This is a genomic window from Comamonas testosteroni (genome assembly GCF_030505195.1).
Classification (GTDB): Bacteria; Pseudomonadota; Gammaproteobacteria; order Burkholderiales; family Burkholderiaceae_C; genus Comamonas; species Comamonas testosteroni_G.
On the sequence record NZ_CP129672.1, the window covers coordinates 1,743,747 to 1,757,933 of the forward strand.

Consider the following 14,187-nt stretch of genomic DNA (forward strand, 5'->3'; position numbering starts at 1 on the left):
AATCCGGAGCCCACTATGAGCAACACTCAACAACGCATCGACGACCTGGTCAAGAACAACGACATCCTGCTGTTCATGAAGGGCAACGCCAGCTTCCCTCAGTGCGGCTTCTCCGGCCGTGCCATCCAGATCCTCAAGGCCTGCGGTGTGGATGCCAAGTCCATCGCCACCGTGAACGTGCTGGAAGACCAGGAAATCCGCCAGGGCATCAAGGACTACAGCCAGTGGCCCACCATCCCCCAGCTCTACATCAAGGGCGAATTCATCGGCGGCTCGGACATCATGATGGAGATGTACGAATCGGGCGAGCTGCAGCAAGTGCTGGCCGCCAAGTAAGACCAAGCTGCCTGCAAGCCACCGGCCCCCGGTGGCTTTTTTCATGCCGCCCCCCAAACCCGCGCCCGCCCACCACTGCTGCATCCATGTCGATGGCAGCGCCCTGCCCAACCCCGGCCCCATGAGCCTGGGCGTGTTGCTGCAGCTGCCCGATGGCAGTCGCCATACGCTGTCGCAGGATCTGCACCGCAGCGGCTGCAACAACGAAGCCGAGCTGCGTGCCCTGATGGCGGCCCTGACGCTGGCACGCGATCTCGGCGCGCGCAGCCTGACCGTGCGCACCGACTCCCGGGTGCTGCTGGAGCAGCTCGGCCCGCCCATGGCCAAGCCGGCGCGGCCGATTGTGCGGCTCAGCCAGCTGTTCGAGGCCGCCCGTGCACAGATGCAGGGCTTTGACGAGCTGGTGCTGCAATGGGTGCCCAGACACCGCAATACCGAGGCCGATGCACTGGCACGCATGGCCCATTCGGCAGCCGCGCTTCAGTCCTGAAGCCAGTACAGCTGCCTGCCACAGGCTTTATGTGGTCGAATAGAGACTCCTTGATAACCGGCCGCAGGCACGTCGACGTGCCGCAGCAGCCCTGCCTATGAGTGTGTCCCAAAGCCTTGCGGTGATTGTTCTGCTGATTCTGCTCAGCGCCTTTTTCTCTGTGGCGGAGATTTCTCTGGCCGCCTCCCGCCGCCTGCGCCTGCGCCAGATGGCCGACGATGGCAATGAGGGAGCTGAGCATGCCCTGCGCGTACAGGAGCAGCCGGGCGAATATTTCACCGTGGTGCAAGTGGGACAGAATGCCGTCGCCATCCTCGGCGGCATCGTGGGCGAGGGGGCGTTCAGCCCCGCGCTGACCGAATTTTTCTCGATCTGGTTCTCGCCCAGCCTCTCGACGACGCTCGGGTTCCTGCTCTCGTTTTTCATAGTCACCTCGGCCTTCATCCTGCTGGCCGACCTGTTGCCGCGCCGCATCAGCATGAACGAGCCCGAGCGCTATGTGGTGCGCGTGCTCGCGCCCATGCGCTGGTTTGTGGTGATCTTCAAGCCCATCATCTGGTTCTACAACCTGGCGACCGACACCCTGTTTCGCCTGCTCGGCCTGCCTGCCACGCGCGACGAGCGCATCACCAGCGACGACATCCTGGCCATGACCGAAGCGGGCACCAAGGCCGGCGTGCTGGCCGCCCGCGAGCAGCAGGTGATTGCCAACGTGTTCGAGCTGGACTCGCGCATCGTGGCCTCGGCCATGACGCAGCGCGAGCGCATTGCCTTTTTCTTCAAGGATGACGCCGACGCCATCATTCGCGCCCGCATTGCCGAGGAGCCCTTCTCCACCTACCCGGTCTGCGACGGCGATATCGACCATGTGATCGGCTATGTCGACGCCAAGGACCTGTTCCAGCGCGCGCTCAACAACCAGCCCCTGTCCCTGCAGGATGGATCGCTGATTCACAAGGTGCTCATCGTGCCCGACCGACTGAGTCTTGCAGAGGTGCTGGAGCAGTTCCGCATGGTGCACGAAGACTTTGCCGTCATCGTCAACGAGTACAGCCGCGTCGTCGGTGTCGTCACCCTGAACGATGTGATGAGCACGGTGATGGGCGATCTGGTCAGCCCTTCTGACGAGGAAGAGCAGATCATCCGCCGCGACGAGCATTCCTGGCTGATCGACGGCGTCACCCCCGTCGAGGATGTGATGCGCGTGCTGCAACTGGACGATATGCCGCATGACGATGAATACGAAACCCTGGGCGGCTTCCTGATGGTCATGCTGCGCCGCGTGCCGCGCCGCACCGATGCGGTGATCTGGGGCGGCTACAAGTTTGAAGTGCTGGACGTGGACAGCTACCGCATCGACCAGGTCATGGTGACCCAGCTGCCCGAGCCCGCGGCCGAATCTGCCGCACCTTCGGCGGCCGCTGCGGCCAAGGTACAGGGCAGCGCCGCCCAGGCCCAGGCCAGCAAAAGCAATCACTCCTGAATCAGTAGCTTTTTGCGCTTACCCCCAAAGGACTTCAGGCTCTTTTATTGCTGAAACCAATGAAGAGAGAGCGCTAGGCGCTCTCTTTTTTCTGTATATCGCGACGGTATCAGACCGACTGCGGCTCTTCCACCAGCCAGCGCCGCTGCGCGCCGAACACGGCATTCGGATACTGGGGCTGGCCCCGGCTGCCGTTGTAGCGGCCCAGCGCCATATAGGCATCGCCCTTTTCGCGATCCATGTAGTGGCGCAGGATCACGCAGCCAAAGCGCAGATTGGTCTGCATGTGGAACAGCTTGCCGATATCGCCGTCACCGATCAGCCGCATCCAGAACGGCATGATCTGCATATAGCCGCGCGCACCCACGCTGGAGATGGCGTATTTGCGATAGCCGCTCTCCACCTGAATCAGGCCCATGACCATGGACACATCAAGGCCCGCGCGCTTGGACTCATACCAGACGGTCTGCAAGAACTCGCGCCGGACCTGAGGATCGGGCTTGCGCTTGGCCAGCTTGTCGCTGCAAGCCACCAGCCAGCGCAGATAGCTCATGCGCGCCTCCGTGGAGGTGAACTCCAGCTCGGGCGGAGCCCCGGAGCCGGCCACCGCTGCACTCAGGGCCGTACGTACCGAATCCGCCAGCGGCTCCTCCAGCTGACCGCCCGCCCATGCGGTGTGCGGCAGCATCCAGCCCGCCGATGGAACGGCTAGCGAGGCTGCGGCAGTCAGGCAGGAGCGGCGGCTGAGGAGGATTTCCGGCATTGAAGCAGCTTACAAGCCCAGGCGGCTCTTGAGGTGACCCAGCACCTCATTGGTCGCCAGCTTTGTGGCTTCTGTGTCACGGCGCTGCTGGTACTCGACCACGCCTTCCTTCAGGCCACGGTCGCCCAGCACCACGCGGTGGGGCACGCCGATCAGCTCCCAGTCGGCCAGCATGGCACCGGGGCGCTCGTCGCGGTCATCCAGGATCACGTCCACGCCCAGTGCCAGCAGCTCGCCGTAGAGCTTCTCGGCCTCGGTCTTCACGGCCTCGCTGCGACCCATGCCGATGGGGCAGATCACCACGGTGAACGGCGCAATCGCATCGGGCCAGATCATGCCGCGCTCGTCGTGGTTCTGCTCCACGGCAGCGGCGGGCAGGCGGGTCACGCCAATCCCGTAGCAACCCATCTCGAAGTGCTGCGGCTTGCCGTTGTCGCCCAGAAAGGTCGCATCCATGGCCTTGGAATACTTGGTGCCCAGGTAGAACACATGGCCGATTTCAATGCCGCGCTCAATCGCCAGCTCACCCGCGCCGTCGGGCGAACGGTCGCCCGCCACCACGTTGCGCAGATCAGCCACCACGGCGGGCTCAGGCAGATCACGGCCGAAGTTCACGCCGGTGATGTGGAAATCTTCCTCGTTGGCGCCGCAGACCCAGTCGGCCATCACGGCCACATCGCGGTCCACCACGATGTTCACGGGCTTCTTCAGACCGATGGGGCCCAGATAGCCGGGCTTGGTGCCGAAATGCTCTTCGATCTCGCCCACGGTCGCGAAACGGAAGCCCGCCAGGCCCTCGACCTTGCCGACCTTGATCTCGTTCATCTCATGATCGCCGCGCAGCAGCAGCAGCCACACCTGCGTCTTCACGATCAGACCCTTGTCGTCGAGCTCGTCCGTGGCCAGCACCAGCGACTTCACGGTCTGCGCCAGAGGCAGGCCCAGCTGCTCGGCCACGGCTTCGCAGGTGCTGTTGCCGGGTGTGGCGACCTTTTGCAGGGCCTGCGCGGCGGCAGGACGGGCCTGGGCGGGCGCCAGGCTCTCGGCCTTCTCGATATTGGCCGCGTAGTCGCTGCTCGGGCAGTAGACGATGGCGTCCTCGCCCGTGGAAGCGATGACCTGGAACTCCTCGCTCAGATCGCCACCGATGGCGCCCGAATCAGCACGCACGGCGCGGTACTGCAGACCGAAGCGATCGAAGATGCGCTTATAGGCTTCGCGCATGGTCTGGTAGCTGATCTGGGCCGCATCGCGATCCTTGTCGAAGGAATAGGCGTCCTTCATGATGAACTCGCGACCGCGCATCAGGCCGAAGCGCGGACGGCGCTCGTCACGGAACTTGGTCTGGATCTGGTAGAGGTTCTTGGGCAGCTGCTTGTAGCTCTTGAACTCCTGGCGCGCGATATCGGTGACCACTTCTTCGGAAGTGGGCTGGATCACGAAATCACGGCCATGGCGATCCTGGATGCGCAGCAGCTCGGGGCCCATCTTCTCGAAGCGGCCGGTTTCCTGCCACAGCTCAGCGGGCTGCACCACGGGCATGGTGGTTTCGATGGCACCGGCGCGGTTCATTTCCTCGCGCACGATGGCCTCGACCTTGCGGATCACGCGCAAGCCCATGGGCATGTAGTTGTAAATGCCAGCACCCAGCTTTTTGATCATGCCAGCCCGCATCATGAGCTTGTGGCTGACCACTTCGGCATCGGCCGGAGCTTCTTTCAGGGTGGAGATGAGAAATTGGGAGGCTTTCATGGAACTGGCAATTCAGTGGAAATAGGCATGGCCCGCTTGTCGATCACAAGGGGCCATGCATAATGAACACAATTCAAAAATTTGGGGTTTGATTATGCTTGACCGGGACGGATTTCGCCCGAACGTCGGCATCATCCTGCTCAACCAAAGAAACCAGGTGTTCTGGGGAAAACGCATTCGCACCCACAGCTGGCAGTTTCCGCAAGGTGGCATTGATCGGGGTGAGACACCCGAGCAAGCCATGTTCCGCGAGCTGCACGAGGAAGTGGGGCTGAAGCCCAATCACGTTCGCGTGGTTGCCCGCACCAGGGACTGGTTGCGCTACGAGGTGCCAGACAGGTACATCCGCCGCGACGCGCGCGGGCATTACAAAGGCCAGAAGCAGATATGGTTTTTGCTTCAACTGGTTGGGCATGACTGGGACTTGAACCTGCGTGCCACCGACCACCCTGAGTTTGATGCCTGGCGCTGGAATGACTACTGGGTTCCTCTGGATGTGGTGGTCGAATTCAAACGCGGCGTCTATGAAATGGCGTTGACCGAGCTCGCGCGCTTTTTACCGCGCGGCGAGCAGCAGCGCAACCGCTATCTGCGCAGCGGCATGCGGCCGCGCGAGCAGGAGGCAGGCCAGACCACCGGCAGCACTGCCCATCCGGGGCAGCACCATCAGGTCATGTACCCCGCCCGCACAGGGAGCTTTCGTATCAACCCCGGCATAGAGCTGCCGCCCGGTGCCAGTTTTGACCCGGACCCGCAGACCGGCATAGACAATCCGCCCGACCACAAGCCTCTGCAATGAACAAAGCCGTAATGCCTCGCAGCATTACGGCTTTTTTGTCGGCGGCCCAGGCTCAGTGTCCGGCCACCACCATATTGTCGCGATGCATCATTTCGGGGCCGGCCGAGTAGCCCAGCAGCGCTTCGATCTCCGAGGAGCTCTTGCGGCACAGCAGCCGCGCCTCGGCGCTGGCATAGCTGGCCAGACCACGGGCGATCTCGGCGCCGTTCTCATCACGCACTGCAATCACTTCGCCGCGCGAGAAATCGCCCTCCACGATGATCATGCCTATGGGCAGCAGGCTCTTGCCTTCATCACGCAGCTTGGAGACGGCACCCGCATCCACGGTCACCGAACCACGCAGCTGCAGATGGTCGGCAATCCACTGCTTGCGCGCCTGCATCTTGTGCGTGTTGGCGACCAGCAGCGTGCCAATGGACTCGCCACGCGTCAGGCGCAGCAGCACGTCTTTTTCACGTCCCCAGGCGATCACGGTGGAAGCACCGGAGCCCGCTGCACGCTTGGCCGCCAGGATCTTGGTGATCATGCCGCCGGTGCCGATGGACAGGCCCGCTCCGCCGGCCATGGCTTCCAGCTCGGGGTTGCCGGCTTCGGCCACGTCGATGAACCTGGCATCGGGGTTCTTGCGCGGATCGGCGCTGTAGAGGCCGCGCTGATCGGTCAGGATGACCAGGGCATCGGCTTCGACCAGATTGGCCACCAGCGCGCCCAGGGTGTCGTTATCGCCAAAGCGGATCTCGTCGATCACCACCGTGTCGTTCTCGTTGATGACGGGCACCACGCCCAGTTGCAGCAGTGTCAGCAGCGTGGTGCGGGCGTTCAGATAGCGCTCGCGATCGGCCAGATCCGCATGGGTCAGCAGCACCTGGGCACTGGGCACGCCTTCGCCGCGCAGCTTGGTCTCGTACATCTGGGCCAGCCCCATCTGACCGACGGCAGCAGCGGCCTGCAACTCATGCACCTCGGTCGGACGCGTGGCCCAGCCCAGTCGCTTCATGCCTTCGGCAATGGCGCCGCTGGAGACCATGATGACTTCGCGCTTGACGCCGTCTTCACCATTCACCAATGCCGCCAACTGGCGGCTCCACTCTTCAATGGCGGCCTCATCCAGGCCACGACCTTCATTCGTAACCAGGCTGGAGCCGACTTTGACGACGATGCGACGGGCATCACGCAGCACATTGGAAGACATGAGAATTTACAGTGTTTTAGGCCTCAAACGCCTATGAATAAAGCGCAAGCAGCTATTAAATTCAAAGCAAAACAGCGCACCAAGTGCGCTGCTGGGTTATACCCTCTAGCTTATTCCGGATCGTAAGAGGCGAAACGCGGATCGGTCATATCCAGAGCAGAATCCTCGCCTCCCGCAAAACGAGGATCGATCTCCTTGGGAGCCTGCTCCGCCAGTTGCTGGTTGTGCACATGCTCGTAGATCTTGCGGATCAGCGGTTCGCAGCCTTCGCGGGTCAGCGCCGAGATCTCGTAGACCGGGCCCTTCCACTTGAAGCGCTTGACGAAGTCCTTGACCTTGGCGGCACGCTCCTCTGCGGGAACCATGTCCAGCTTGTTGAGCACCAGCCAGCGCGGCTTGTCGTAGAGCTCGGCGTCGTACTTCTTGAGCTCGGCCACGATGGCCCTGGCCTGCTCGACCGGATCCACGCCCTCGTCGAACGGTGCAATGTCCACGATATGCAGCAACAGACGTGTGCGCTGCAGATGGCGCAGGAACTGGTGACCCAGGCCAGCACCTTCGGAGGCGCCCTCGATCAGACCCGGGATGTCGGCCACCACAAAGCTCTGCTCGGCGGCCACGCGCACCACACCCAGATTGGGATGCAAGGTGGTGAAGGGATAGTCGGCAATCTTGGGGCGGGCGTTGGAGACGGCCGTGATGAAAGTGGACTTTCCGGCATTGGGCATGCCCAGCAGGCCCACATCGGCCAGCACCTTGAGCTCCAGCTTCAGGTTGCGGCGCTCGCCGGGATAGCCGGGAGTCTTCTGGCGCGGCGCCCTGTTGATGGCGCTCTTGAAACGCAGATTGCCGAAACCGCCGTCACCGCCCTTGGCGATGGTGATGACCTGGCCGGGCTCGAGCAGCTCGAACAGCACCTCGCCGGTATCCGCATCGCTGATGATGGTGCCCACGGGCATGTTCAGCGTGATGTCGTCACCGGCCGCACCAAACATGTCGGAGCCCATGCCGTGCTGACCGCGCTTGGCCTCGTGGCGACGCGAATAGCGGTAATCCACCAGCGTGTTCAGGTTCACATCGGCCACGGCGTACACATGACCGCCACGGCCACCGTCGCCACCGTCGGGGCCGCCAAATTCCTTGTATTTTTCGTGCCGGAAAGACACGCAACCATTGCCGCCGTCACCGGCTGCAATGTCGATAAAAGCTTCGTCAACGAACTTCATGAGGCATCCAGTCTACAAAATCGGTGTGCACCAGAAGCCCCGGGCCACACCTGAGTGGTCTATTACCATGCCCCATCTGCCAGAAATCTGCTGCCTGGAGCCTTTTCAAACAACAAAGCCCCGACAAGTCGGGGCTTTGTTTGAGTCAAAGACGACTTATGCAGCCGTGATGTTGACTGTTTGCTTGGACAGAGCGCCCTTCACACCGAACGACACGTGGCCGTCAACCAGTGCAAACAGGGTGTGATCCTTGCCCACGCCAACGTTCTCACCGGGGTGGAACTTGGTGCCGCGCTGACGCACGATGATGGAACCAGCTGTCACCAGCTCGCCACCAAAGGCCTTCACGCCCAGCATTTTTGGCTTGGAATCACGTCCGTTACGCGTAGAGCCGCCGCCTTTTTTCTGTGCCATGACTTAGCTCCTAAAATTAAGCAGCGATTGCCACGATTTGCAGTTCGGTGAACTGCTGACGATGGCCTTGGCGCTTTTGATAGTGCTTACGACGGCGCATCTTGAAGATGTGCACTTTGTCGTGCTTGCCGTGAGCAACCACAGTTGCCTTTACAGATGCACCGGACACCAGGGGGGCACCAACCTTGATTTCAGCGCCGTTGCCGACGGCCAAAACTTGGTCGATCACGATTTCCTGGCCTACGTCCGCAGCAATCTGTTCTACCTTGATCTTTTCGCCAGCTGCAACGCGATACTGCTTGCCGCCGGTTTTTATGACTGCGTACATTGAAAACCTCTAAATTTTGAGAGTTCCATGAAATGATTTTCACGGAGCCGGCAATTCTAGCACGCATGCATTTTCTCTGCCGCCATACCCCCAGGAAGCGCTTCGGGATCTCCGCAAGCCGCGCCCCTGACCCCTGGCGGCGCGCGAAACGAGATGCCAGCCGCAGGCGCACGGCAAGGCCTGCTCCTTGCAAGCGACTGCAAGGCCGCAGACCGCTCGCAAAGCCTCTGTTCACTTGAACGGGCTCTGAGGGCACCACGCAAAATCCTGTTGCATCTTCCTATAATCGTGAGTCCACTTGGCGGTTCATCACCTTGACTACAGAAATTTCCACATCCAATCCGCTTGCCTTGATCGCAGATGACATGCGCGAAGTGGATATCGTCATTGCTCAGCGACTGACAACCAGCGTCCCCCTGATCGCACAGATCTCCCAATACATCATTGCCGCCGGCGGCAAGCGCCTGCGCCCGGCACTGCTGCTGCTGATCGCCGGCGCCCTGGGCCACCAGGCCAAGAGCAAATACATCCTGGCCGCCGTGGTGGAGCTGATTCACACCGCGACCTTGCTGCACGACGATGTGGTGGACGAATCCACGCTGCGTCGTGGCAGGGCCACGGCCAACGAGACCTTTGGCAACCCTGCCAGCGTTCTGGTCGGAGACTTTCTGCACACCCGCTCCTTCCAGATGATGGTGGAAGTGGGCAGCATGCGTGTGCTGCAGATTCTGTCCGACGCCACCAACGTGATCGCAGAAGGCGAAGTCCAGCAGCTCATCAACACTCATGATGCTTCGCTGAATGAGGCCGGTTATCTGCACGTCATCCGCTCCAAGACCGCCCAGCTATTCGAGGCCAGCGCACAGCTGGCAGCCGTGCTGGCGGGTGCCACGCCCGAAGTGGAGCAAGCCTGTGCAGCCTACGGCCAGGCACTTGGAACGGCATTCCAGATCATTGACGATGTGCTCGACTACACCGGCAACGCTCAGGAAATGGGCAAGAACCTGGGCGATGACCTGCGCGAAGGCAAATGCACCCTGCCCCTGATCGCCGCCATGCAGCGCGGCAACGCCGAGCAGGCTGCCATCGTGCGCAACGCCATCGAACAAGGCTCTACGGATCAACTGGATGCCGTAGTGGAAATCGTGCGCAGCACCGGCGCCCTGGACGTTGCCCGAGCCGCCGCGCACGCGGAAGCTCAGCGCGCCATTGATGCTTTGGCTTCGCTGCCAAGCAATACATACACCGCAAGTTTGCTACAATTGGCTTCTCAGCTTTTGGAGCGCCGCACCTGAATCGCCAGGTGCATCACGGTGCTCCACAAACAAAGCCTGCGGGGTGTAGCTTAGCCTGGTAGAGCGCTACGTTCGGGACGTAGAGGCCGGAGGTTCGAATCCTCTCACCCCGACCAATTTCATTTTTGTCGCAGTTTCTTGCGCCATGTCCAATGACGCGGCATTGACGCATGCATGCGCCTGGGGCGACCTGTCGTTTGTCACAACAAGAATGGTAGGATAGGTCCTCTCCCACCCCTCCCAGACTTGGATACATGGCCGCTGCCGACAATCTGCAAAAGAACGCCCCTGCGCCCATCGCCATCCCTGGTCTAGGCAGAGCCCTGATTTCTGCAGGAAAGGTTTCGCAGCAAGCCGCCGAGAACGCTGCCAAGAAAGCCGCCACAGGCAAGACCCCGTTCATTACCGAGCTCAGCCAGTCTGGCGAAATCAGCGCGCTGGAAATTGCCGAAACCATTTCCATGATGTTCAGCACTCCGCTGCTGGACCTCAACGCCATCGACGTCCAGCAACTTCCGCGCGAGCTGCTGGACCCGAAAATCAGCAACGCCTATCGTGTGCTGGCAATCAGCAAGCGCGGCAATCGGCTCACCATCGCCACGGCAGACCCCACTCAGCAGGAAGCTGCCGAACAGATCAAATTCACGACTCAGTTACTGGTGGACTGGGTGGTTGTCGAGGCCGACAAGCTGCAAAAGCTCGTCGAGCAGACCGGCAAGAGCGTCAGCGAATCGCTGGACTCCTATTCCAGCTCCGGAGACTTTGACTTTGACGACGTCAAGATCGAGGATGCCCCCGAGGAAAAAGACAATACCGTCGGCGCCGAGGTCGAGGATGCGCCGGTCGTCAAGTTTCTGCACAAGATGCTGCTGGACGCCTTCAATATGCGCGCATCCGACTTGCATTTCGAGCCCTACGAACACAATTACCGCGTGCGCTTTCGCATCGACGGCGAACTGCGCGAGATAGCCTCTCCTCCTATCGCGATCAAGGACAAGCTGGCTTCGCGCATCAAGGTGATCTCGCGCCTGGACATCTCGGAGAAACGCGTTCCGCAGGACGGCCGCATGAAGCTCAAGGTCGGCCCCGACCGCGTCATCGACTTTCGTGTCAGCACCTTGCCCACGCTGTTTGGCGAGAAGATCGTGATCCGTATCCTGGACCCGAGCTCGGCCAAGATGGGCATCGACGCCCTGGGCTACGAGCCCGAGGAAAAAGAGCGCCTGCTCAAGGCCATCAGCCGCCCCTACGGGATGATTCTGGTCACCGGCCCCACGGGCTCGGGCAAGACCGTGTCGCTCTACACCTGCCTGAACCTGCTCAACCAGCCGGGCGTGAACATTGCCACCGCCGAAGACCCCTCCGAAATCAACATGCCCGGCGTCAACCAGGTCAATGTGAACGAGAAGGCTGGCCTGACCTTTGCTGCTGCGCTCAAATCCTTTCTGCGCCAGGACCCGGACATCATCATGGTCGGCGAAATCCGCGACCTGGAAACCGCCGACATCTCGATCAAGGCCGCCCAGACCGGTCACCTGGTGCTGTCCACGCTGCACACCAATGACGCTCCGACCACGCTGACGCGCATGCGCAATATGGGCATCGCCCCTTTCAATATTGCCTCCAGCGTGATTTTGATCACCGCCCAGCGTCTGGCGCGACGCCTGTGCGCGCAGTGCAAGGAACCTGCCGACATACCGCATGAGGCCCTGCTCGAAGCGGGCTACGATGAAGCAGAACTCAACGGCAGCTGGGTCAGCTACAAGCCTGTCGGCTGCCCGGCCTGCAACAACGGCTACAAGGGACGTGTCGGTATCTATCAGGTGATGCCCATCAGCGAAGAAATTCAACGCATCATCTTGCGTGACGGCAGCGCTCTGGAGATTGCCGAACAGGCAAAGGCCGAAGGAGTACGCTCTCTGCGTGGCTCGGGCCTGCATAAAGTCAAGTTGGGTCTGACCTCACTCGAAGAAGTGCTGGCTGTCACCAACGAATAAAACCAGTATCAGTGAGGGAACGCCATGGCAAGCGCAGCGTCCAAGGGAATCAAGGAATTTCTCTTCGAGTGGGAAGGTAAGGACCGCAACGGCAAGATCGTTCGCGGCGAGACTCGTGCCGGTGGAGAAAATCAGATCCAGGCCATGCTGCGCCGCCAGGGCGTGACTCCGTCCAAGATCAAGAAGCGCAGGACCCGCGGCGGCAAGAAGATCAAGCCCAAGGACATTGCGCTGTTCACGCGCCAGCTGGCCACCATGATGAAGGCCGGCGTGCCGCTGCTGCAGTCTTTCGACATCGTGGGCCGAGGCAACACCAATCCCAATGTCACCAAGCTGCTCAACGACATCCGCTCAGACGTGGAAACCGGCACCTCGCTGAGCGCGGCCTTTCGCAAGTTTCCGCTCTATTTCAACAACCTCTACTGCAACCTGGTGGAGGCCGGCGAGGCCGCAGGTATTCTGGAATCGCTGCTGGACCGTCTTGCCACCTACATGGAAAAGACGGAAGCCATCAAGTCCAAGATCAAGTCCGCGCTGATGTATCCGATATCGGTGATGATCGTGGCCTTTGTCGTGGTGACCGTGATCATGATCTTCGTGATCCCGGCCTTCAAGGAGGTCTTCACCTCCTTTGGCGCCGACCTGCCCGCGCCCACCTTGCTGGTGATGGCAATCAGTGAGTATTTCGTGCAGTACTGGTGGCTGATCTTCGGCGTGCTGGGTGGCGGCCTCTATTTCTTCATGCAGGCCTGGAAGCGCAACGAGCGCGTGCAGCAGTTCATGGACCGCGCCATACTCAAGCTGCCTATCTTCGGCGTGCTGATTGAAAAGTCCTGCGTGGCCCGCTGGACGCGTACGCTGTCCACCATGTTTGCCGCCGGCGTGCCGCTGGTCGAGGCGCTGGACTCCGTGGGAGGCGCCTCGGGCAACTACCTCTACAGAAACGCCACCGACAGGATTCAGTCGGAAGTCTCCACAGGCACCAGCCTCACGGTTGCCATGGCCAATGCCAATATCTTCCCTTCCATGGTGCTGCAGATGTGTGCCATCGGCGAGGAGTCGGGCGCCATCGACCATATGCTGGGCAAGGCAGCCGATTTCTATGAGAGCGAAGTCGACGAAATGGTGGCGGGGCTGTCCAGCCTGATGGAGCCCATCATCATCGTCTTCCTGGGCACCTTGATCGGCGGCATCGTGGTGTCCATGTATCTGCCTATCTTCAAGATGGGTCAAGTGGTGTGATGATTTCCGAACTGGTGTTGAATGCCGCTGCCGGCGGCGTCCTCGGCTTGCTGATCGGCAGCTTTTTGAATGTGGTGATCCACCGCCTGCCTCTGATGATGGAGCAGGAATGGCATGCCGAAGGGGCGCAATGGGCCGAAGAACAAAAGGACAAGGGCGCCAGGATCGAGCTGCCGCCGGCCAAGCCTGCTGTCACTCTGAGCCAGCCTCGTTCGCGCTGCCCGCATTGCGGCCATCAGATTGCCTGGTACGAGAACATTCCCGTGCTGAGCTATCTGTTTCTGCGCGGCCGCTGCGCCGAGTGCAAAAAGCCCATCAGCCTGCGCTACCCGGTGGTTGAACTGGTCTGCGCCGCGCTGTTTGCCTTCTGCCTGGGCCGCGACGGCCTGAGCGCCACCGGCTTTGCCTGGTGCGGCTTCAGCGCGGCGCTGCTGGCGCTTGCACTGATAGATTGGGACACCACATTCCTGCCGGACTCCATCACTCTGCCCCTGCTCTGGGCCGGCCTGATCGCCTCCGCACTGCAGTGGACCAGCGTACCTTTGCAGCAATCGCTGTGGGGCGCTGTCGCAGGCTATATGTCGCTATGGCTTGTCTTTTGGGCCTTCAAGCTGGCAACGGGCAAGGAAGGCATGGGCTACGGCGACTTCAAGCTGTTTGCCGCACTCGGTGCCTGGTTTGGTTGGCAGGCACTGGTACCCATCATTCTCATGGCATCGGTCGTGGGTGCCGTCATCGGCATTGCACTCAAGATCAACAGCCAGCTGCGCGAAGGCGGCTATGTGCCCTTCGGCCCCTTTCTCGCCGGCGGCGGTTTCGTCAGCCTGATCTGGGGCCCGCAAGCGGTGCTCAGCTTTGCAGGCCTGTAAG

Annotated in this window: 14 protein-coding genes and 1 tRNA gene; 9 read left to right on the plus strand and 6 right to left on the minus strand. The window is 61.2% G+C overall.

Annotated elements, in window-relative coordinates; translation table 11 throughout:
* Positions 1-15 precede the first annotated feature (15 nt).
* From grxD to QYQ99_RS08010, 3 genes are all read left to right on the plus strand, one after another.
* Complete coding sequence (gene grxD, locus QYQ99_RS08000) at positions 16-336, plus strand: Grx4 family monothiol glutaredoxin (RefSeq protein ID WP_003058519.1); 321 nt, start codon at positions 16-18, stop codon at positions 334-336.
* Between the two features lie 31 nt (positions 337-367).
* Positions 368-826 carry a ribonuclease HI family protein gene (locus QYQ99_RS08005; RefSeq protein ID WP_302092179.1) on the plus strand — a complete coding sequence of 153 codons (459 nt, stop codon included), beginning with the start codon at positions 368-370 and terminating at the stop codon, positions 824-826.
* A 97-nt stretch (positions 827-923) separates the two neighbouring features.
* Positions 924-2,309 carry a hemolysin family protein gene (locus tag QYQ99_RS08010; protein WP_302092180.1) on the plus strand — a complete coding sequence of 462 codons (1,386 nt, stop codon included), beginning with the start codon at positions 924-926 and terminating at the stop codon, positions 2,307-2,309.
* 109 nt (positions 2,310-2,418) lie between these two features.
* Here QYQ99_RS08010 and QYQ99_RS08015 read toward each other — a convergent pair whose 3' ends face one another.
* Together QYQ99_RS08015 and QYQ99_RS08020 are read right to left on the minus strand one after the other, a co-directional pair.
* Positions 2,419-3,072 carry a lytic transglycosylase domain-containing protein gene (locus QYQ99_RS08015; RefSeq protein WP_302092181.1) on the minus strand — a complete coding sequence of 218 codons (654 nt, stop codon included), beginning with the start codon at positions 3,070-3,072 and terminating at the stop codon, positions 2,419-2,421.
* 9 nt (positions 3,073-3,081) lie between these two features.
* The gene (locus tag QYQ99_RS08020) at positions 3,082-4,824 is read right to left on the minus strand and encodes a proline--tRNA ligase (protein ID WP_302092182.1); all 1,743 of its coding nucleotides are present in this window, start codon (positions 4,822-4,824) and stop codon (positions 3,082-3,084) included.
* A 94-nt stretch (positions 4,825-4,918) separates the two neighbouring features.
* Between QYQ99_RS08020 and QYQ99_RS08025 the strand changes: the two genes are divergently transcribed.
* Positions 4,919-5,623, plus strand: coding sequence for an RNA pyrophosphohydrolase (locus QYQ99_RS08025; RefSeq protein ID WP_302092183.1), 705 nt, complete (start codon positions 4,919-4,921; stop codon positions 5,621-5,623).
* A 52-nt stretch (positions 5,624-5,675) separates the two neighbouring features.
* Here the strand turns inward: QYQ99_RS08025 and proB are convergent, their stop codons facing one another.
* The 4 genes from proB to rplU form a co-directional block, all read right to left on the minus strand.
* Positions 5,676-6,815 (minus strand): glutamate 5-kinase, encoded by a 1,140-nt coding sequence (gene proB / locus QYQ99_RS08030; protein ID WP_302092184.1) that lies wholly within the window; start codon positions 6,813-6,815, stop codon positions 5,676-5,678.
* 110 nt (positions 6,816-6,925) lie between these two features.
* Entirely contained in the window at positions 6,926-8,041 is a 1,116-nt protein-coding gene (gene cgtA, locus QYQ99_RS08035) for an Obg family GTPase CgtA (protein WP_302092185.1), read from the minus strand.
* A 156-nt stretch (positions 8,042-8,197) separates the two neighbouring features.
* Positions 8,198-8,455 carry a 50S ribosomal protein L27 gene (rpmA, locus tag QYQ99_RS08040; protein WP_003058534.1) on the minus strand — a complete coding sequence of 86 codons (258 nt, stop codon included), beginning with the start codon at positions 8,453-8,455 and terminating at the stop codon, positions 8,198-8,200.
* Positions 8,456-8,471: 16 nt separating this feature from the next.
* On the minus strand, positions 8,472-8,783 hold the full coding sequence (gene rplU, locus QYQ99_RS08045) for a 50S ribosomal protein L21 (RefSeq protein ID WP_003058536.1): 312 nt from the start codon (positions 8,781-8,783) through the stop codon (positions 8,472-8,474).
* A 365-nt stretch (positions 8,784-9,148) separates the two neighbouring features.
* Between rplU and QYQ99_RS08050 the strand changes: the two genes are divergently transcribed.
* The 5 genes from QYQ99_RS08050 (at position 9,149) to QYQ99_RS08070 (ending at position 14,186) form a co-directional block, all read left to right on the plus strand.
* Complete coding sequence (locus tag QYQ99_RS08050) at positions 9,149-10,078, plus strand: polyprenyl synthetase family protein (protein WP_302092186.1); 930 nt, start codon at positions 9,149-9,151, stop codon at positions 10,076-10,078.
* 39 nt (positions 10,079-10,117) lie between these two features.
* Positions 10,118-10,194: transfer RNA gene (locus tag QYQ99_RS08055), tRNA-Pro, on the plus strand.
* A 138-nt stretch (positions 10,195-10,332) separates the two neighbouring features.
* The gene (pilB, locus tag QYQ99_RS08060) at positions 10,333-12,075 is read left to right on the plus strand and encodes a type IV-A pilus assembly ATPase PilB (RefSeq protein ID WP_302092187.1); all 1,743 of its coding nucleotides are present in this window, start codon (positions 10,333-10,335) and stop codon (positions 12,073-12,075) included.
* A 24-nt stretch (positions 12,076-12,099) separates the two neighbouring features.
* The gene (locus QYQ99_RS08065; RefSeq protein ID WP_302092188.1) at positions 12,100-13,317 is read left to right on the plus strand and encodes a type II secretion system F family protein; all 1,218 of its coding nucleotides are present in this window, start codon (positions 12,100-12,102) and stop codon (positions 13,315-13,317) included.
* Complete coding sequence (locus QYQ99_RS08070) at positions 13,317-14,186, plus strand: prepilin peptidase (RefSeq protein ID WP_302092189.1); 870 nt, start codon at positions 13,317-13,319, stop codon at positions 14,184-14,186. The genes QYQ99_RS08065 and QYQ99_RS08070 overlap by 1 nt, the downstream gene beginning before the upstream one ends.
* The last annotated feature ends 1 nt before the right edge of the window (position 14,187 follow it).